This is a genomic window from Streptomyces sp. NPDC045695 (assembly GCF_056432025.1).
Window position 1 is genome coordinate 118269 of the sequence record NZ_JBWKJU010000011.1, and the last position, 17931, is coordinate 136199.

Annotated in this window: 17 protein-coding genes; 7 read left to right on the forward strand and 10 right to left on the reverse strand. The window is 69.7% G+C overall.

All coding sequences use genetic code 11. The features are described 5' to 3' along the window. Positions 1 to 13: 13 nt before the first annotated feature. Positions 14 to 1480 carry a CCA tRNA nucleotidyltransferase gene (locus tag AC07DU_RS20575; protein WP_479112778.1) on the reverse strand — a complete coding sequence of 489 codons (1467 nt, stop codon included), beginning with the start codon at positions 1478 to 1480 and terminating at the stop codon, positions 14 to 16. Positions 1481 to 1666: 186 nt separating this feature from the next. Here AC07DU_RS20575 and AC07DU_RS20580 point away from each other — a divergent pair, with 186 nt between their 5' ends. The 7 genes from AC07DU_RS20580 (at position 1667) to trxA (ending at position 11183) form a co-directional block, all read left to right on the forward strand. Then, positions 1667 to 3931 carry a DUF6049 family protein gene (locus tag AC07DU_RS20580; RefSeq protein WP_479112780.1) on the forward strand — a complete coding sequence of 755 codons (2265 nt, stop codon included), beginning with the start codon at positions 1667 to 1669 and terminating at the stop codon, positions 3929 to 3931. Between the two features lie 46 nt (positions 3932 to 3977). Beyond that, entirely contained in the window at positions 3978 to 6152 is a 2175-nt protein-coding gene (murJ, locus tag AC07DU_RS20585) for a murein biosynthesis integral membrane protein MurJ (protein ID WP_360897077.1), read from the forward strand. Positions 6153 to 6269: 117 nt separating this feature from the next. Further along, positions 6270 to 8000: a protein kinase family protein gene (locus AC07DU_RS20590; protein ID WP_479112782.1), complete on the forward strand. Its 1731-nt coding sequence runs from the start codon at positions 6270 to 6272 to the stop codon at positions 7998 to 8000. Positions 8001 to 8099: 99 nt separating this feature from the next. Beyond that, entirely contained in the window at positions 8100 to 8795 is a 696-nt protein-coding gene (gene sigM, locus AC07DU_RS20595; RefSeq protein ID WP_479112784.1) for an RNA polymerase sigma factor SigM, read from the forward strand. Beyond that, on the forward strand, positions 8792 to 9709 hold the full coding sequence (locus tag AC07DU_RS20600; protein WP_479112786.1) for an anti-sigma factor family protein: 918 nt from the start codon (positions 8792 to 8794) through the stop codon (positions 9707 to 9709). Before sigM ends, AC07DU_RS20600 begins: the two co-directional genes overlap by 4 nt. Before the next feature lie 122 nt (positions 9710 to 9831). Then, positions 9832 to 10791 carry a thioredoxin-disulfide reductase gene (gene trxB, locus AC07DU_RS20605; protein WP_360897089.1) on the forward strand — a complete coding sequence of 320 codons (960 nt, stop codon included), beginning with the start codon at positions 9832 to 9834 and terminating at the stop codon, positions 10789 to 10791. Between the two features lie 50 nt (positions 10792 to 10841). Continuing rightward, positions 10842 to 11183, forward strand: coding sequence for a thioredoxin (trxA, locus tag AC07DU_RS20610; protein WP_030025741.1), 342 nt, complete (start codon positions 10842 to 10844; stop codon positions 11181 to 11183). 69 nt (positions 11184 to 11252) lie between these two features. Here trxA and AC07DU_RS20615 read toward each other — a convergent pair whose 3' ends face one another. The 9 genes from AC07DU_RS20615 to rpmH all read right to left on the reverse strand — a co-directional run bounded on the left by AC07DU_RS20615 (position 11253) and on the right by rpmH (position 17715). After that, positions 11253 to 11870, reverse strand: coding sequence for a GNAT family N-acetyltransferase (locus AC07DU_RS20615; protein ID WP_360897092.1), 618 nt, complete (start codon positions 11868 to 11870; stop codon positions 11253 to 11255). Between the two features lie 101 nt (positions 11871 to 11971). Next, positions 11972 to 13060, reverse strand: coding sequence for a ParB/RepB/Spo0J family partition protein (locus AC07DU_RS20620; protein ID WP_479029331.1), 1089 nt, complete (start codon positions 13058 to 13060; stop codon positions 11972 to 11974). Continuing rightward, positions 13057 to 14145: a ParA family protein gene (locus AC07DU_RS20625; RefSeq protein ID WP_360897098.1), complete on the reverse strand. Its 1089-nt coding sequence runs from the start codon at positions 14143 to 14145 to the stop codon at positions 13057 to 13059. The genes AC07DU_RS20620 and AC07DU_RS20625 overlap by 4 nt, the downstream gene beginning before the upstream one ends. Before the next feature lie 263 nt (positions 14146 to 14408). After that, positions 14409 to 15125: a 16S rRNA (guanine(527)-N(7))-methyltransferase RsmG gene (gene rsmG / locus AC07DU_RS20630; RefSeq protein ID WP_360897101.1), complete on the reverse strand. Its 717-nt coding sequence runs from the start codon at positions 15123 to 15125 to the stop codon at positions 14409 to 14411. A gap of 140 nt (positions 15126 to 15265) precedes the next feature. Next, on the reverse strand, positions 15266 to 15778 hold the full coding sequence (locus AC07DU_RS20635; RefSeq protein ID WP_361938813.1) for a Jag family protein: 513 nt from the start codon (positions 15776 to 15778) through the stop codon (positions 15266 to 15268). 15 nt (positions 15779 to 15793) lie between these two features. Continuing rightward, entirely contained in the window at positions 15794 to 16900 is a 1107-nt protein-coding gene (gene yidC, locus AC07DU_RS20640) for a membrane protein insertase YidC (RefSeq protein ID WP_479112789.1), read from the reverse strand. A gap of 3 nt (positions 16901 to 16903) precedes the next feature. Continuing rightward, positions 16904 to 17185 (reverse strand): membrane protein insertion efficiency factor YidD, encoded by a 282-nt coding sequence (yidD, locus tag AC07DU_RS20645; RefSeq protein WP_076043740.1) that lies wholly within the window; start codon positions 17183 to 17185, stop codon positions 16904 to 16906. Beyond that, the gene (gene rnpA, locus AC07DU_RS20650; RefSeq protein ID WP_078658317.1) at positions 17182 to 17556 is read right to left on the reverse strand and encodes a ribonuclease P protein component; all 375 of its coding nucleotides are present in this window, start codon (positions 17554 to 17556) and stop codon (positions 17182 to 17184) included. The genes yidD and rnpA overlap by 4 nt, the downstream gene beginning before the upstream one ends. Positions 17557 to 17577: 21 nt before the next feature. Beyond that, on the reverse strand, positions 17578 to 17715 hold the full coding sequence (gene rpmH / locus AC07DU_RS20655; RefSeq protein ID WP_008741645.1) for a 50S ribosomal protein L34: 138 nt from the start codon (positions 17713 to 17715) through the stop codon (positions 17578 to 17580). Between the last annotated feature and the right edge of the window lie 216 nt (positions 17716 to 17931).

Here is a 17931-nt window from a genome sequence, read left to right on the forward strand (position 1 = left end):
CGACGGTCCTGTCTCAGGCCTGAGCGGCCCACCACTCCTTGAGCGCGGCGATGGCCGCCTCACGGCCCATCGGGCCGTTCTCCAGCCGCAGCTCCAGCAGGAAGGCGTAGGCCTTGCCGATCACCGGACCAGGGCCGACGTCGAGCACCTGCATGATCTCGTTGCCGTCCAGGTCGGGCCGGATCGCGTCCAGCTCCTCCTGCTCCTGCAACTGGGCGATCCGCTCCTCCAGCCCGTCGTACGTGCGCGACAGGGCGTTGGCCTTGCGCTTGTTGCGCGTGGTGCAGTCGGAGCGGGTCAGCTTGTGCAGGCGCTCCAGCAGCGGACCGGCGTCGCGGACGTAGCGCCGCACCGCGGAGTCGGTCCACTCGCCGTCCCCGTAGCCGTGGAAGCGCAGGTGCAGCTCCACCAGCCGGGACACGTCCTTGACCATGTCGTTGGAGTACTTCAGAGCGGTCAGCCGCTTCTTGGTCATCTTCGCGCCCACCACCTCGTGGTGGTGGAAGGAGACCCGGCCGTCGCTCTCGAAGCGGCGGGTACGGGGCTTGCCGATGTCGTGCAGCAGGGCGGCGAGCCTCAGCACCAGGTCCGGACCGTCCTCCTCCAGGGCGATCGCCTGCTCCAAGACGATCAGCGAGTGGTCGTAGACGTCCTTGTGCCGGTGGTGCTCATCGCTCTCCAGCCGCAGGGCGGGCAGCTCGGGCAGCACCCGGTCGGCCAGACCCGAGTCCACGAGCAGGCCCAGGCCCTTGCGCGGGTGGGCGGACAGGATCAGCTTGTTCAGCTCGCCCTGGACCCGCTCCGCCGAGACGATCTCGATCCGGTCGGACATCGCCTTCATGGCCGCCACGACCTCCGGGGCGACCTCGAAGTCCAGCTGCGCGGCGAACCGCGCGGCCCGCAGCATGCGCAGCGGGTCGTCGGAGAAGGAGTCCTCCGGGGTTCCGGGCGTGCGCAGCACTCCGGCGGCAAGGTCCTCCAGGCCGCCGTGCGGGTCGATGAACTCCTGCTCCGGCAGGGCCAGGGCCATGGCGTTGACGGTGAAGTCGCGGCGGACCAGGTCCTCGTCGATCGCGTGCCCGTAGGAGACCTCGGGCTTGCGCGACGTGCGGTCGTAGGCCTCCGAGCGGTACGTCGTCACCTCGATCTGGAAATTCCGTACGGCGTCCCCGACGCGGGCGTTCTTCTGCGCCCCGACGGTGCCGAAGGCGATGCCGACGTCCCACACAGAGTCGGCCCACGGCCGGACGATCTTCAGCACGTCCTCGGGACGGGCGTCCGTGGTGAAGTCGAGATCGTTGCCGAGACGCCCGAGCAGCGCGTCGCGGACGGACCCACCGACCAGGGCGAGGCGGAAGCCCGCCTCCTGGAATCGGCGGCCGAGCTCGTCGGCGACAGGGGCGACCCGCAGCAGTTCACTGACCGCGCGGCGCTGCACCTGACTCAGGGCACTGGGGTTGTCTTCGTTGGCGTTCGGCACAACAGAAAAGGGTACGTGCCCGGCCCGCCCTGGGCTTCACCGTTTTGTGGCGACCCCGGTCCACGGCCGCTCCGGGGCTGAGCCGATCATGTGGAGCAAGGCGCGGCACTCACACACAGCGGGCCTCGTTACCATGCGTGGACGCACAAAAGACGACCACTGACACTTCGAGGGACGGGCTAGCGCGTGGCCGAGGCGGCAGACATCCAGGGGGCGTCCCCCGCTCCTGTCCGGCGCCGATGGCTGCGGCGCACGATCGTCCTGCTCGCCGGGACGCCCGTGCTGGCCGCCCTGGTCTACTCTCCCGCCCCGAAGGCAGAGGCGGCCCAGGCTTCCCCGGTCGACGTCCAGCTGACCTCCCTGGCCCCCGCGGCGCCGGTCAAGAGCGACACGCTGACCATCCAGGGCACCGTGGTCAACAACGGCTCCGAAACGATCAACGACGCCCACGTGGGCCTGCGGGTGGGGCCGCTCCTCGCGGACCGGTCCTCGATCGACGAGGCGGCCGACCGCACCGGTTTCCGGGCCGGCATCGACCCGGGCGAGATCGACCCGGCCCACGCGGTCAAGATCGCCTCACTGCCGTCGAAGGTGCGCCAGGAGTTCACCCTCACCGTCCCGGTGAACAAACTGGAGCTGGACAAGGACGGCGTCTACCAGCTCGGCGTCTCCCTGTCCGGGGTGACTGAGAGCCGCCCCTCCGAGCAGGTGCTGGGCATCAAGCGGACCTTCCTGCCCTGGCAGCCCGAGGCCGCCGCCAAGCGCTCCCAGATCGCCTACGCGTGGCCACTGATCTCCACCACCCGCGTGACGGCCGAGACCGGCTCCGACGAGCTCCAGACCCCCGTCTTCCTCGACGACTCCCTCGCCGACGAACTCAAGGCGGGCGGCCGCCTGGAACAGATGGTCACCCTCGGCAAGGAACTGCCGATCACCTGGGTCATCGACCCCGACCTGCTCTACACGGTCGACGCGATGACCAAGGGCTACCGGGTCCGCACGCCGGGCGGCAAGCCGGTCCAGGGCAAGAACAAGGCCGTCGCCGAGCAGTGGCTGAGCGCCCTGGAAGCCGCCGTGCAGGGCAAGAAGGTCGTCGCCCTGCCCTACGCCGACCCGGACCTCGCCTCCCTCGCCCACCACGGCAAGGACGTCTCCGGCAGCCTGGGCCAGCTGCGCCCGGCCACCGACAAGGCGAAGCAGGCCGTGGAGACCGTCCTGCACGTCACCGCCTCCACCGACTTCTCCTGGCCCGTCGACGGCGCCATCGACCCCTCGATCGTCAACGTCGCCACCTCGGCCGGCGCCCACAACGTCCTCACCCGCAGCGACAGCCTCGTGGAGAGCGGAGCCCTCGGCTACACGCCTTCCGCGGCCCGGCCCATCGGCGCCGGAACCACCGCCGTCGTCGCGGACGCCGAGCTGTCCACCGCCTTCGAGGGCGACATGCTGAACGCCGGGAACGCCACGCTCGCCGTGCAGCGGTTCCTCGCCCACAGCCTCGCCCTCAACCTGCAGAAGACCGACGAGCAGCGCAGCTTCGTCGTCGCCCCGCAGCGCACGCCCACCGTCAGCCAGGTGCAGACGATGGCCCAGGCCGTACGCGGCCTCCAGGCGGGCCGCTGGACCCACACCGGGGACCTCGAAGCGGTGGCTGCGGCCAAGCCTGATCCGCGGGCCACCACCCAGGTGCCGGGCGCCGGACAGTACCCCGAGGCCCTGCGCCAGCAGGAGCTGCCGGTATCGGCGTTCGAGAAGATCCGCACGACCCAGAGCACCCTCGACCACTTCAAGGTGATCCTCGCCGCACCGGACCGCGTCGAGATCCCCTTCGGCAACACCACCAACCGGGAGATGTCCACCTCCTGGCGCGGCCGGCCGGAGGAGGCCCAGGTCTACCGGGACCAGGTGCAGGCCTATCTGATCGGCCTCACCGAGAAGGTCAAGGTCATCCCCAAGTCCGACGCCACCCTGTCCGGACACAGCGCCACCATCCCGGTCAGCGTCCAGAACAGCCTCGTCCAGGACGTGCACGACCTCGTCCTGCGGGTGAAGTCCGCCAACCCGACCCGTCTGATGTTCGGCAACAGCGGCGAGGCCGAGCAGCAGGTCACCGTCCAGGGCGACCACACCCAGACCGTCAAGTTCACCGCCAACGCCACGGCGAGCGGCCCAGTCGAGGTCACCGCGCAGCTCTACACCAAGGACGGCGTCCCCTACGGCAAGGAACGCAGGTTCACCGTCGAGGCCACCGAGATCACCCCCACCGTCATGCTCGTGATCGCCGGCGGCGTGCTCCTCCTGGTCCTGGCAGGCATCAAGATGTACGCCAGCCGCAAGCGCGTCGCAGCACGCGCGGCCGCCGAGGAGAGCACGCAGGCGAGTGACGAGTCCCCGGACACCGGACCGCAAAGCACCGACGGGTCCGGCACGAGTGAGACAGTGGACCGTTGAGCGATGCCGTGGCCGGCCGGCCTGGGGACGATGAGGTGGGGTTTCGATGAACGCGCCGTACGACGGTGACCGCGCGCAGGGCACTGGTGGGCCCGCGCCCTCCCAGGGCACTGCTCCGGGCACTCCGGTGCCGGGGCAGGTTCCCGCGCCCACGCCCGCGCCTGACCACGACCCCTATGTCCAGGGCGCCTACGACTACGACCCGTACCGGTCCCAGGACCTGTCCGCCCAGGACCCCGTCGCCGAGGTCCTCTACGACCGGGCCTCCCACCCCCCGCCGCCGCCCGGCACCTACCAGGAGCCCGGCCCGCTCTACGCGGCGCCGGCCGCTCCCTCGTACTCCCCCGACCCGCGCGTCTGGGCCCAGACCCCGCCGCCCGAGCCGGACGGCCCCTCCCGCCACCTGCCGTACGGCGACCACGCCACGACCACGCAGTTCGTGGGCGTGGACTCCCTCGTCTCCAAGGCCTCGGACGAGCAGCCCGAACCCGACGCCTTCGCGCACCTCTACCGGGACCAGGAGGCGGCGCCCCCCACCCCCGCCGAGGACGCCCCCGTCGCCGCCCCGGCCCCCAGCAAGCCCGCCGGACGTGCCTCCAGCCTCCTCAAGTCCAGCGCGCTCATGGCCGCCGGGACGATCGTCTCCCGCATCACCGGCTTCCTGCGGACCCTGGTCATCGCCGGCGCCATCGGCGTGGGCACGTTCAACGACACCTACCAGATCGCCAACACCCTGCCCACGATGATCTACGTGCTGGTCGGCGGCGGCGCGCTGAACGCCGTCTTCATCCCGCAGCTGGTCCGGGCCATGAAGAACGACGACGACGGGGGAGAGGCGTACGCCAACCGTCTGCTGACCCTCGTCGTGGTCCTGCTGGCCGCCATCACCACCATCTGCGTCCTGGCCGCACCGGTGTTCATCACGATGATGTCGCCGAAGATCGCCTCCGACCCCCAGCAGATGGACGTAGCGGTCGCCTTCGCCCGGTACTGCCTGCCCACCATGTTCTTCATGGGCGTGCACGTGGTCCTCGGTCAGATCCTCAACGCCCGCGGCCGCTTCGGCGCGATGATGTGGACCCCCGTCCTCAACAACATCGTCGTCATCGCCACCTTCGGCGCCTTCATCTGGGCCTTCGGCGGCTTCACCACCTCCGGCGTCAGCGCCACCACCGTCACCTCCGACGGCGTGCGCCTGCTGGGCCTGGGCACCCTGCTCGGCCTCACCGTCCAGGCCCTGGCGATGCTGCCGTACCTGCGCGACGCGGGCTTCGCTCCGCGCCTGCGCTTCGACTGGAAGGGCCACGGCCTCGGCAAGGCCGCGCGCCTCGCCAAGTGGACGTTCTTCTTCGTCCTGGCCAACCAGATCGGCCTCGTCGTCGTCACCCAGCTCGCCACCTGGGCCGGCTCCGTCGCCGAGAAGCAGGGCCACTCCGGAACCGGCATCACCGCCTACAACTACGCGTTGCTGCTCTGGCAGATGCCGCAGGCCATCATCACCGTCTCCGTCATGACGGCCGTACTGCCCCGCATCTCCCGCTCCGCCCACGACGGGGACGCCGCCGCCGTCCGCGACGACATCTCCTACGGACTGCGCACCTCCGCCGTCGCGATCGTCCCCTGCGCCTTCGCGTTCCTGGCCCTCGGCGTCCCCATGGCCACCCTGCTCTACGCCGGTTCCGGCGCGGGCGCCCAGAACATCGGCTACGTCCTGATGGCCTTCGGCCTCGGGCTGATCCCCTACTCCGTCCAGTACGTCGTCCTGCGCGGCTTCTACGCCTACGAGGACACCCGGACGCCCTTCTACAACACCGTCATCGTCGCCGCCGTCAACGCAGCGGGCTCCGCCGCCTCCTTCTTCGTACTCCCCGCCCGGTGGGCGGTCGTCGGCATGGCCGCCGCATACGGCCTCGGCTACACCGTCGGCGTCGGCGTCGCCTGGCGCCGCCTGAAGACCCGCCTCGGCGGCGACCTCGACGGCGCACACGTGATGCGCACCTACGCCCGCCTCACGGGCGCCTGCGTCCCCGCCGCCGCCGCGGCGGGCGCCGCCGCCTACGGGGTCACCCGGGCGCTGGGCAGCGGAGTCGGCGGCTCCGCCGCGGCCCTCGTCGCCGGCGGCCTGGCCCTGGCTGCCGTGTTCCTCATCGCCGCCAAGCGCATGCGGATCGAAGAGCTCAACGCGATGGTCGGAATGGTCCGCGGGCGTTTGGGGCGCTGATGCGCACAACCGTCGCCCCCTTTCGTGTGTCGTGCATAGCGTCGGACTGTGGGCACAATTGGCATGGCTTCGCAGGCTGGCCTACAGCGCGCAACGGATGGGGAGGCAGGAACGACGGTGGCGGAACGTAGCACGGCTGCCGTCGACGTGGCCGACAACAGTGGCGATGAGCCGCTGGCCGCACAGGCGGCACAGGCCACGTCCGACGGGGTGGACACCCAGAACGGACGAGCCGCGGACGGACCCATGCCCGACAAGGACGGCGAACGCACCCACGCGGCCCCGGCGGCCGCACCCGAACTCCACAGCGGCCACAAGCTCGCCAGACGCTACCGGCTGGAAGAGTGCGTCACCCGTGTGGACGGATTCAGCAGCTGGCGCGCGATGGACGAGAAGCTGCGCCGCGCCGTGGGCGTCCACCTGATGCCCGCCGACCACCCGCGAGCACGCTCCGTCCTGGCCGCCGCCCGCTCCTCCGCCCTCCTCGGCGACCCCCGGTTCGTCCAAGTCCTGGACGCCGTGGAGGAGAACGACCTCGTCTACGTCGTCCACGAGTGGCTGCCCGATGCCACCGAACTCACCGCGCTCCTCGCTGCGGGCCCCCTGGAGGCCCACGAGGCCTACCAGCTCGTCAGCCAGGTCTCCCAGGCGATGGCCGCCGCGCACCGCGAGGGCCTCGCCCATCTGCGGCTGACGCCCAGCGCGATACTGCGCACCTCCACCGGCCAGTACCGCATCCGCGGCCTCGCCGTGAACGCCGCCCTGCGCGGCATCACCAGCGACACCCCGCAGCGCGCCGACACCGAGGCGATCGGCGCCCTTCTGTACGCCGCCCTCACCCAGCGCTGGCCCTACGAGAACGACGCGTACGGCCTCACCGGCCTGCCCAAGGGCGTGGGCCTGATCGCCCCCGACCAGGTCCGCGCCGGAGTCCACCGGGGCCTGGGCGAACTGGCCATGCGCGCCCTGGCCAACGACGGGGCCACCGCCTCCCGCCAGGAGCCCGCCTGCACCACCCCCGAGGAGCTGGCCAAGGCCGTAGCCGCGATGCCCCGCATCCGGCCCCCGGAGCCCGCCTTCACGGCCCCGCCGGAATACCAGCACACCACCTACCAGCAGGGCAGCTACGGCCGTCCCACGCCGCCCGGCGTGAGCACCGTCCAGAACGTGTCCGTCGCCCCGCCGCCGCCACCCCTGCAGAGCCGCACCGGCAGGGCCCTCAAGTGGGGCGTCGCCGCCCTCCTCATCGCCGCCCTCGGCCTGGGCAGCTGGCAACTGGCCGACACCCTCCTGGACCGCGGCAACCAGAAGGGCAACAACGGCAACAACCACACCACTCCGGGCGCCGACGACACTGGGGCGAAGCCCGAGCCGGGCAAGCCGCTGCGGATCGAGCACGCTTCCGAGTTCACGCCGTACGGGGAAGCGACGAAGCCGAAGGACATCCCCAAAGCCGTCGACGGCAAGCTCGCCACCGCCTGGGTCACTCCCCAGTACCTGGGTTACGCCAACTTCGGCAATCTGGACGAGCGCAAGGACGGCAGCGGCATCATCGTCGACCTGGGCAAGGCGCAGGACGTCACCGGAATCGACATAGAGCTGAACGTGGCCGGGCAGATGATCGAGGTCCGCGCCGCGGCCCCCGAAGCGTCCTCGCCCAGCTCCTTGTCCGACTTCACCCAGCCGATCACCAAGCTGGAGAGCACGCAGAAGAAGCTGGAGAGCACGCTCGAAGCCCCGGTCCGCACCCGGTACGTGCTGATCCACATCACCGAACTGCCGGCCGACGGCGCAGGCGGCTACCGGGGCGGGGTCAACGAGATCAAGGTGCTCGGCCCGCAGTCCTGAAACGGCTCCGACCCCACAGGGTCCGCTGCGCCACCGGCACGGCGGTCCCTCGTGTTTCCCGAGCCCAAGCCGTAATCTCCCTCCGGGAGGCGAGGTGTGATGCACGACGCGACGGCCGAGGACGCCAGTGACGCGGACCTGCTGGCCCAGCACGTAGCAGGAGACCCCGACGCCTTCGGGGAGCTCGTGCGGCGGCACCGGGACCGGCTGTGGGCCGTGGCCCTGCGGACGCTCGGTGACCGGGAGGAAGCCGCCGACGCCGTCCAGGACGCCCTCGTGTCGGCCTACCGCGCCGCCCACACCTTCCGCGGGGACTCCGCCGTCACCACCTGGCTGCACCGCATCACCGTCAACGCGTGCCTCGACCGCGCCCGCAAGGCCGTCTCCCGCAGGACCACTCCCCTCGACGACACCGACCGCCTGGAGCGCCTCCTGGAGCCCCACGAGTCTGCCGAGGCCCCCGCGGAGCGCCAGGACCTCCACCGCCAGCTCCTGGCCGCCCTCAGCACCCTGCCGGCCGAGCAACGGGCCGCGCTCGTCCTCGTCGACATGCAGGGATACCCCGTCGCCGAAGCCGCCCGCCTCCTCGACGTCCCCACCGGCACCGTGAAGAGCCGGTGCGCCCGCGGCCGGGCGAAACTCGTCCCACTCCTCACTCATCTGCGCACGAATGCCGGGGATAACACCGCCACCGGGCGGGGAAGGAACCGGACGCCGGGGACAGCCGTCCCATCAGCGGCAGAACCCAGGCATCCAGACCCAGACGCTGTGAAGGGCGGAGGTGGACGACCGTGACCCGCTCGACCAGCACGACCGGCACGCCGGACACGATCCGGCACCCGGACGTCTCGGAGATCTCCGACCTCACCGAAGGCCTGCTCTCCCCCTCCCGCACGGCCGAAGTCCGCCGGCACCTGGACGCGTGCGCCCTGTGCGCCGACGTCCGCGACTCCCTGGAAGAGATCCGCGGGCTCCTCGGCACCCTTCCGGGACCCGCCCGGATGCCCGCCGACATCGCAGGCCGCATCGACGCCGCTCTCGCCGCCGAGGCACTCCTCGACGCCACCCAGCCCCGGGACCAGGCCCCCGCCGCCCCGGGGCCCCGTACGAGCGGCCGCGATGTTTCACGTGAAACATCGCCCGCCGGCCACCCGACCGGCCCCACCGGTCCCGGACGGCGTCGCGCGCGCCGCCGGATCGCCGTCCTCACCGGCCTGGCCGGAGCCGCCGCCTGCGCCCTCGGCCTGTTCCTGTTCGGCGACTTCTCCGGCGACCCCGCCCGCGACACCGCCGCCAGTACCAAGGCCTCCGACTCCACCACCCGGTCCCCCGGCACCACCGCGACCAGCGGCGACTACACCGCACAAGGCCTCCGGGACAACGTCCGGCAGCTCCTCGCCCTGAACCCGGCCCCCAAGTCCGTCCCGGGAGAGCAGAACAACACCTACGGGATGGAGAACACCGCCCCCGGTGACAAGCGAGCGGTCCCGCCCGTCCCCCCGTGCGTGCAAGAGGCCACCGCACGCCCCGACGCCCCGCTCGCCTCCGAACGCGGCAGCTACCAGGGCACCGCCGTCTACCTCCTCGTCCTGCCGCACCCGGACGACTCCGCCCGCGTGGACGCCTACCTCGTCGACACCGACTGCGAGAACACCCCCTCCACCACGCCCGGGAAGGTCCTCCTGAAGAGCACCTATCCCCGCCGCTGACCCGTTCCGGTCAGCACGGGGCGGTTGGGGAATGCATGCGCCGTAGGATCCGTTGGGTGGGGTGAGAGTCCGCACCGGCCCCGGTAGGCAGCACGCAGTCCGCAGAAACGAGGAAGACACCCGTGAGCGACGTTCGAAACGTGATCATCATCGGCTCCGGGCCGGCCGGTTACACGGCCGCCCTGTACACGGCACGCGCTTCGCTCAAGCCTCTGGTCTTCGAAGGCGCCGTCACCGCGGGTGGCGCCCTGATGAACACCACCGAGGTGGAGAACTTCCCCGGATTCCAGGACGGCATCATGGGCCCGGACCTCATGGACAACATGCGCGGCCAGGCCGAGCGCTTCGGCGCCGAGCTGGTCCCGGACGACGTCGTGTCCGTGGACCTGAGCGGTGAGATCAAGACCGTCACCGACACCGCCGGCACCGTGCACCGCGCCAAGGCCGTCATCGTCACCACGGGCTCCCAGCACCGCAAGCTCGGCCTGCCCAACGAGGACGCCCTCTCCGGCCGCGGCGTCTCCTGGTGCGCCACCTGCGACGGGTTCTTCTTCAAGGACCACGACATCGCCGTCGTCGGCGGCGGCGACACCGCGATCGAGGAAGCCACCTTCCTCTCCCGGTTCGCCAAGTCCGTCACGATCGTCCACCGCCGCGACAGCCTGCGCGCCTCGAAGGCCATGCAGGACCGCGCCTTCGCCGACCCGAAGATCACGTTCGCCTGGGACAGCGAGGTCGCCGAGATCCACGGTGAGCAGAAGCTCTCCGGCCTCACCCTGCGCAACACCAAGACCGGTGAGACCTCCGAGCTGCCCGTGACCGGCCTGTTCATCGCCGTCGGCCACGACCCGCGCACCGAACTGTTCAAGGACCAGCTGGAACTCGACGACGAGGGTTACCTCAAGGTCGACGCCCCCTCCACCCGGACCAGCGTCACCGGCGTGTTCGGCGCCGGCGACGTCGTGGACCACACCTACCGTCAGGCCATCACGGCCGCGGGCACCGGCTGCTCGGCCGCCCTCGATGCCGAGCGCTTCCTCGCCGCCCTCGCGGACGCCGAGAAGGCCCACGCGACCGCCTGACCCTCGCACCGCCCCACCCACACCCCGCAGGAATGAAGAAGGAGGCCGCTGTGGCCGGCACCCTCAAGAATGTGACCGACGCTGACTTCGACGCCGAGGTCCTCAGGAGCGACAAGCCCGTCCTGGTGGACTTCTGGGCCGCCTGGTGCGGACCGTGCCGCCAGATCGCGCCGTCCCTGGAGGCCATCGCCGCCGAGTACGGCGACCAGATCGAGATCGTCAAGCTCAACATCGACGAGAACCCGGCCACGGCCGCCAAGTACGGCGTCATGTCCATCCCGACGTTGAACGTCTACCAGGGCGGCGAGGTCGCCAAGACGATCGTCGGCGCGAAGCCGAAGGCCGCCATCCTGCGCGACCTCTCCGACTTCGTCGAGGTCAAGACCGCCTGACGGCACCGACGTTTCACGTGAAACGGGGCCGCCCCTTGGAAGGGGCGGCCCCGTTTTTCGCGCGGTGGCTCACAGCGGACGCAACGCCGGCTCCTTGCGCGCCGCCCCCAGAAGCCGGTCCAACGCCAGCTCCACGTCCTCTTTCCAGGACAACGTCGACCTCAGCTCCAAACGCAGGCGCGGATGCGCCGGATGGGGCCGTACGGTCTTGAAGCCCACCGCCAGGAGATGATCCGCGGGCAGCAGACACGCCGGCCCGTCCCACCGCGCGTCCCCGAAGGCCTCGATCGCCCGGAACCCCCGCCGCAGCAGATCCTTCGCCACCGTCTGCACCATGACCCGCCCCAGACCCTGCCCCTGATACCCCGGCATGATCCACGCGGTGATCAGCTGCACCGCATCCGGCGAGACCGGACTGGTCGGAAACGCAGTGGCCCGCGGAACGTAAGCCGGCGGCGCGTACAGCACGAACCCCACCGGAACGTCGTCCACATAGACCACCCGGCCACAGGATCCCCACTCCAGCAGGACAGCGGAGATCCACGCCTCCTTCTCCAGCGCCGGCGTACCCGCCTTCACAGCGGCCTCGCCACTCACCGGATCCAGCTCCCAGAACACACAGGACCGGCAACGACGCGGCAAGTCCTGGAGGTTGTCCAGCGTGAGCGGTACCAGCCGACGACCCATGACCGCATCGTATCCACTGGCCCCTCGTTCTTCGACAGCAAAGCGAAGGGGCGGACCGCACCGGTTGACACCGGCACGATCCGCCCCTCGGCGGCCCGGGATCACTCCCCGGCGAGACCCTGCTCCAGCACCCGGCCCTCGCCCGGCGCCAGCGTCCCCAGAATCCGCTCCAGATCCTCCATCGACGCGAACTCGACGGTGATCTTGCCCTTCTTCTGGCCCAGATCCACCTTCACCCGCGTCTCGAACCGGTCCGACAGCCGCGTCGCCAGCTCACTGAGCGCCGGAGCCACCCGAGCGCCCGCCCGCGGACCCTTCGGCTTCACCGTGCTCGAAGGCTCCGACGCCATCAGCGTCACGATCTCCTCGACCGCACGCACCGACAATCCCTCGGCCACGATCCGGTGCGCCAGCCGGTCCTGCTCCTCGGAGTCCTCCACCGAAAGCAGGGCCCGCGCATGCCCCGCCGACAGCACACCCGCGGCCACCCGCCGCTGCACCGGCGGCGACAGCTTCAACAGCCGCAGCGTGTTCGACACCTGCGGACGCGAACGCCCGATCCGGTCCGCCAGCTGGTCATGCGTGCAACTGAAGTCCCGCAGCAGCTGGTCGTACGCCGCAGCCTCCTCCAGCGGATTCAGCTGAGCCCGGTGCAGATTCTCCAGCAGCGCGTCCAGCAGCAGCTTCTCGTCGTCCGTCGCCCGGATGATCGCCGGAATGGCCTCCAGCCCGGCCTCCCGGCACGCACGCCAACGCCGCTCACCCATGATCAGCTCATAGCGACCGGGAGCCGACTGCCGCACCACCACCGGCTGGAGCAGACCCACCTCCTGGATGGAGGTCACCAGCTCGGCCAGAGCGTCTTCGTCGAACACCTCGCGCGGCTGCCGCGGGTTCGGCGTGATCGCGTCCATCGGAAGCTCCGCGAACGTAGCCCCCGCCACCGTATTGGCCTCGGCCACCGGCTCCGGCTCACTCACCGGTACCACCACGAGCGATGTTTCACGTGAAACATCCGCCTGCGCCAACGCGGCGAGCTTGGCAGCCGCGATCCCGCGCTCCGACGTCATGACGGGCACCGCCGACGGAGACGCCGACCCGGCACCGATCACCGGCGGGGTCTTCTCCTGCGGAGCCGCGGGGATCAGCGCACCGAGCCCCCGTCCCAGACCTCTACGTCGCTCACTCACTGGATCCCCTCCGCCACACTCTGCGTGCTGTTCATGCCCGCGCCCAGATGGGCCTGCTGGGCGTCGTACTGCATTCCGACCCCGCGGAACGCGATCTCTCGCGCCGCCTCCAGATAGGAGAGGGAACCACTGGAACCCGGGTCGTAGGTCAGCACCGTCTGCCCGTAGCTCGGCGCCTCGGAAATACGCACCGACCGCGGGATGCTCGTGCGCAGCACCTCCTTGCCGAAGTGGGTGCGCACCTCCTCCGCCACCTGGGAGGCCAGCCGGGTCCTGCCGTCGTACATCGTCAGCAGGATGGTCGACACGTGGAGCGTCGGATTGAGGTGGGCCCGCACCAGATCGACATTGCGCAGCAGCTGACCCAGCCCCTCCAGCGCGTAGTACTCGCACTGGATCGGGATCAGCACCTCCGCGCCGGCCACCAGCGCGTTCACCGTCAGCAGTCCCAGCGAGGGCGGGCAGTCGATCAGAATGTAGTCCAGAGGCTGCTCGTACGCCTGGATCGCCCGCTGCAAGCGGCTTTCCCGCGCCACGAGCGACACCAGCTCGATCTCCGCACCCGCCAGATCGATCGTGGCCGGAGCACAGAAGAGCCCCTCCACGTCCACCACCGGCTGGACGACCTCCATCAGGGGCCGACTGTCGACGAGCACGTCATAGATCGACGGCACATCCGCGTGGTGGTCGATGCCCAACGCCGTGGACGCGTTGCCCTGCGGGTCGAGGTCGACCACCAGGACCCGCGCTCCGTGCAGGGCCAGGGAGGCCGCCAGATTCACGGTCGTCGTGGTCTTGCCCACGCCGCCCTTCTGGTTGGCCACCACGATGACCCGGGTCTGCTCCGGCCGGGGCAGGCCCTCACCGGCGCGCCCCAGCGCCTCAACGGCCAGCTGGGCGGCTCGGCCGATGGGGGTGTCGTTGTCTACAAGGGGCGGAGGCGATGTTTCACGTGAAACATCGCCACCCGCCGATTCAGAGCGGGGACCGGGGACCGGATCGGCCATCGGCCCCGCGAGGTTGGCGTCGGACCGCACGGTGTCACTCTCCTCGACATCAGGCTCGCGATGAGCAGAGCCTGCCATGCCACCCGGGTCGCGAACCAGCGGGGCCCGTACTCCTGTGGATGAATCCATCATTGTGGACAACTCCGTCCCCCTTCCGTCCTTGCGGGGGCGGGGGGACGCAGCCGCACGACCGCGGCTGATGATTCCGTGCAGCAGAGAGCGACGTTTCACGTGAAACACGATGCCCGGACGGAGTCTTCAGCCCGCTACGACACTCCGAAATCCATACCTATAGAGCCCAACACGGACGAAATCTCCGCCCGGCCCCTCAGATCAGGCACTCAGCGGCGCCGACGCGTACGCCCCACCCGGGCCGCCTTAGCCCGCTTGGCCGCGAACCTCACCCCCCCGGGGCTCTCCCCGACCTCGACCCGCACCACCGTCGACAGCGGATCCACCAGACCCTCGCCCACATGCAGCACCGAGGTCTTCACCACACCCAGCTTGGCCAGCGCCGTCTTCGCCGACACCAGCTCCTCGTCGGCCGTGTCACCCTTCAGCGCCAGCATCTCGCCGTACGGACGCAGCAGGGGAACACCCCAGCCGGCCAGCCGGTCCAGCGGAGCCACCGCACGCGCCGTCACCACATGCACCGGCTGCAGCTTGCCCAGGACCTCCTCGGCCCGCCCACGCATCACCGTCACGTGGTCCAGGCCCAGCAGCTCCACGGCCTCCTGAAGGAAGGTCGTCCGCCGCAGCAGCGGCTCAAGCAGCGTGATCTTGAGATCACGGCGCACCAACGCCAACGGGATTCCGGGCAGACCCGCACCCGAACCCACATCGCACACGGTGACGCCCTGGGGCACCACCTCCGACAGCACAGCGCAGTTCAGCAGGTGCCGCTCCCACAGTCGCGGGACCTCACGCGGCCCGATCAGGCCCCGCTTGACACCCGCGTCCGCCAGCAGCTCCGCATACCGCACAGCTTCCGGGAAAAACTCACCGAACACCGCGCGCGCCTCTTCAGGCGCCGGGGGAAGCTCAGCTGCCTCCGTCACGGGGACCGTCCTTCCGTACCGCATGGTTCTGAAAAACCACGTCTTCACGATGCCGCGTCATGCCGCGTCGTTCACATGCCAGGCTGACAAACATCGGCCCCGCCTGCGACACAGACGGGGCCGAACACTCTCGCTACCGATCAGGCCGGGAGCACAACGACGAAGCGCTGCGGCTCCTCGCCCTCCGACTCGCTGCGCAGACCGGCGGCCGCCACGGCGTCGTGGACGACCTTCCGCTCGAACGGCGTCATCGGAGCCAGCTTCAGCGGCTCCCCGGACGCCTTCACGTCCGCCGCCGCCTTGGCGCCCAGCGCCGCCAGCTCCTCGCGCTTCTTCGCGCGGAACCCGGCGATGTCCAGCATCAGGCGGCTGCGGTCCCCGGTCTCCCGGTGCACGGCGAGGCGCGTCAGCTCCTGCAGAGCCTCCAGGACCTCACCATCACGGCCCACGAGCTTGTTCAGGTCACGACTGGCGGAGTCACTGACGATCGACACCGCGGCCCGGTCGGCCTCGACGTCCATGTCGATGTCGCCGTCCAGGTCGGCGATGTCCAGCAGACCCTCGAGGTAGTCGGCCGCGATCTCACCCTCCTGCTCCAGGCGGGTCAGGGTGTCGCCACTCTCAGCGGCGGCGGTGGTGGTGCCTTCCGTCACGGGAGGGACTCCTTCTTACTTCTTGGGAGAGGGCTTGCTGGGCGTCTGACGCTGCGACTTCGACTGCCGCTTCGGCTGCTGCCGCTTCACGGCGCCACCGCCGCTCGCCGCATCCGAGTCTGCCGTGGCCTCGGAACTCTTCGTCACGGAACCGTCCGGCTGGGCGGCCAGGCCCTGCTTCGTCAGCGCCGTGATGAACTTGCGCTCGTTGTCGTTGCGGTCCGGGCCCTTGGCCACGATCGCCGCGACGGTCTTCTTCTTGCTCCGGCCCTTCACGTCGCCGTGCGAGCTGATGTGCTTCAGCAGGCGGGTGAGGTACTGGTCCTGAGCCTTGCTGCCCGGCGTCGGGTTCTGGTTGATCACGTACATCTGCTGGCCCATGGTCCACACGTTGGTGGTCAGCCAGTAGACGAGAACACCGACGGGGAAGTTGATGCCCATGCCCGCGAAGATCAGCGGGAAGACGTACATCAGCATCTTCTGCTGCTGCATGAACGGCGTCTTGACCGACAGGTCCACGTTCTTCTGCATCAGCTGACGCTGGGTGTAGAACTGCGACAGCGACATCAAGACGATCATGACGGCGGTGACGATCCGCACGTCGGTGATCGAAGCGCCCAGAGCGGCGACCTTGTCGGAGCCGTCCATGAACTTGGCGGCCAGCGGGGCACCGAAGATGTGGGCCTTACGGGCACTGTCCAGGAGCGGACCGTCGATGTAGCCGATCTTGTCGCCGTTGGCGATGCTCGCGAGCACGCGGTAGAGCGCGAAGAAGAACGGGGACTGCGCCAGGATGGGAAGGCACGAGGCGAGCGGGTTGGTACCCGTCTCCTTGTACAGCTTCATCATCTCTTCGGACTGACGCTGCTTGTCGTTCTTGTAGCGCTCCTGGATCGCCTTCATCTTCGGCTGGAGCGCCTGCATGCCCCGCGTCGCCTTGATCTGCTTCACGAAGAGCGGGATCAGACAGATACGGATCAAGATCACCAGGGACACGATGGACAGGCCCCAGGCCCACCCACTGTCCGCACCGAAGATCGCGCCGTACAGCTTGTGGAACTGGACGATGATCCACGAAACGGGTGTGGTGATAAAGCTGAAAATACTGGCGATCGTGTCCACTAATCAGGCTCCTTGAGCATTGCGAGATCTACGCAACGCACTGCGCAGCTGCTCGTGCCAACGCGGGCGTTTACGAGGTGGGACATGGTCCACACCACCCGGCGACCACGGATTGCACCGCAGGATCCGCCAGGCGGTCAGAGCCGTCCCCTTCACCGCACCATGCCGGTCGATGGCCGTGTACCCGTAGTGCGAACACGACGGGTAGTACCGGCACACCGGGCCGAGCAGCGGACTGATCGTCCACTGGTACAGCTTGATCAAAGCGAGCAGCGGGTACTTCATCGAGCCACGCCTCCCAGAAGCCGCGCCAGAGCGGCATCCAGGTCCCGGGCGAGTTCGTCAGGGCCGGCATCACCCGCTCCGGGCAACGCACGTACCACCACCAGGCTACCGGCGGGCAGCTGGGACAGCCGCTCCCGGACTAGATGGCGCAGACGGCGCTTCACCCGGTTACGTATGACGGCATTGCCGACAGCCTTGCTGACGACGAAACCCGCACGCGACGAGGGATCGATCTCCCCCGACTCGTGCGGGTCCGTTGCACCGCTTGTACGTAGGTGGACGACGAGGAGCGGGCGACCAGCCCGACGCCCTCGACGTACCGCGCTCGCGAAGTCCTCGCGCCGCCTCAGCCGATTCTCGGGAGACAGCACGACGTCACGACCTGCGTGTGGTTACGCGGAAAGGGCGGCGCGGCCCTTGCCACGACGGTTCGCGAGAATCGCGCGACCGGCACGGGTACGCATCCGCAGGCGGAAGCCGTGGGTCTTGGCACGACGGCGGTTGTTCGGCTGGAAGGTGCGCTTGCTCACTCGGGGGCTCCAGAGAATGAATCGTTGTGGCGGGACATCGCCTGGCTGTCACCGTGCGCCCACGAGGAAACTCGCGTGTTCGCCCGAGTGGCACCGCTAACGGATCACTAACAGTGACCTTCGCCCATCGGTAGGCAGGCGGCAGCAGCCATCGACAACTCGACCTCGTTACGGTACGCGCGGCTACGCCATCCGGTCAAACCGAGCCGACGAGGC

Bases quoted from the DNA above. Each gene is read 5' to 3' on its own strand.
- sigM (WP_479112784.1), top strand. From the start codon at position 8,100: ATGCACGACGCGACGGCCGAGGACGCCAGTGACGCGGACCTGCTGGCC.
- yidD (WP_076043740.1), bottom strand. From the start codon at position 17,185: ATGAAGTACCCGCTGCTCGCTTTGATCAAGCTGTACCAGTGGACGATC.
- AC07DU_RS20625 (WP_360897098.1), bottom strand. From the start codon at position 14,145: ATGGCAGGCTCTGCTCATCGCGAGCCTGATGTCGAGGAGAGTGACACC.
- AC07DU_RS20615 (WP_360897092.1), bottom strand. From the start codon at position 11,870: ATGGGTCGTCGGCTGGTACCGCTCACGCTGGACAACCTCCAGGACTTG.
- murJ (WP_360897077.1), top strand. From the start codon at position 3,978: ATGAACGCGCCGTACGACGGTGACCGCGCGCAGGGCACTGGTGGGCCC.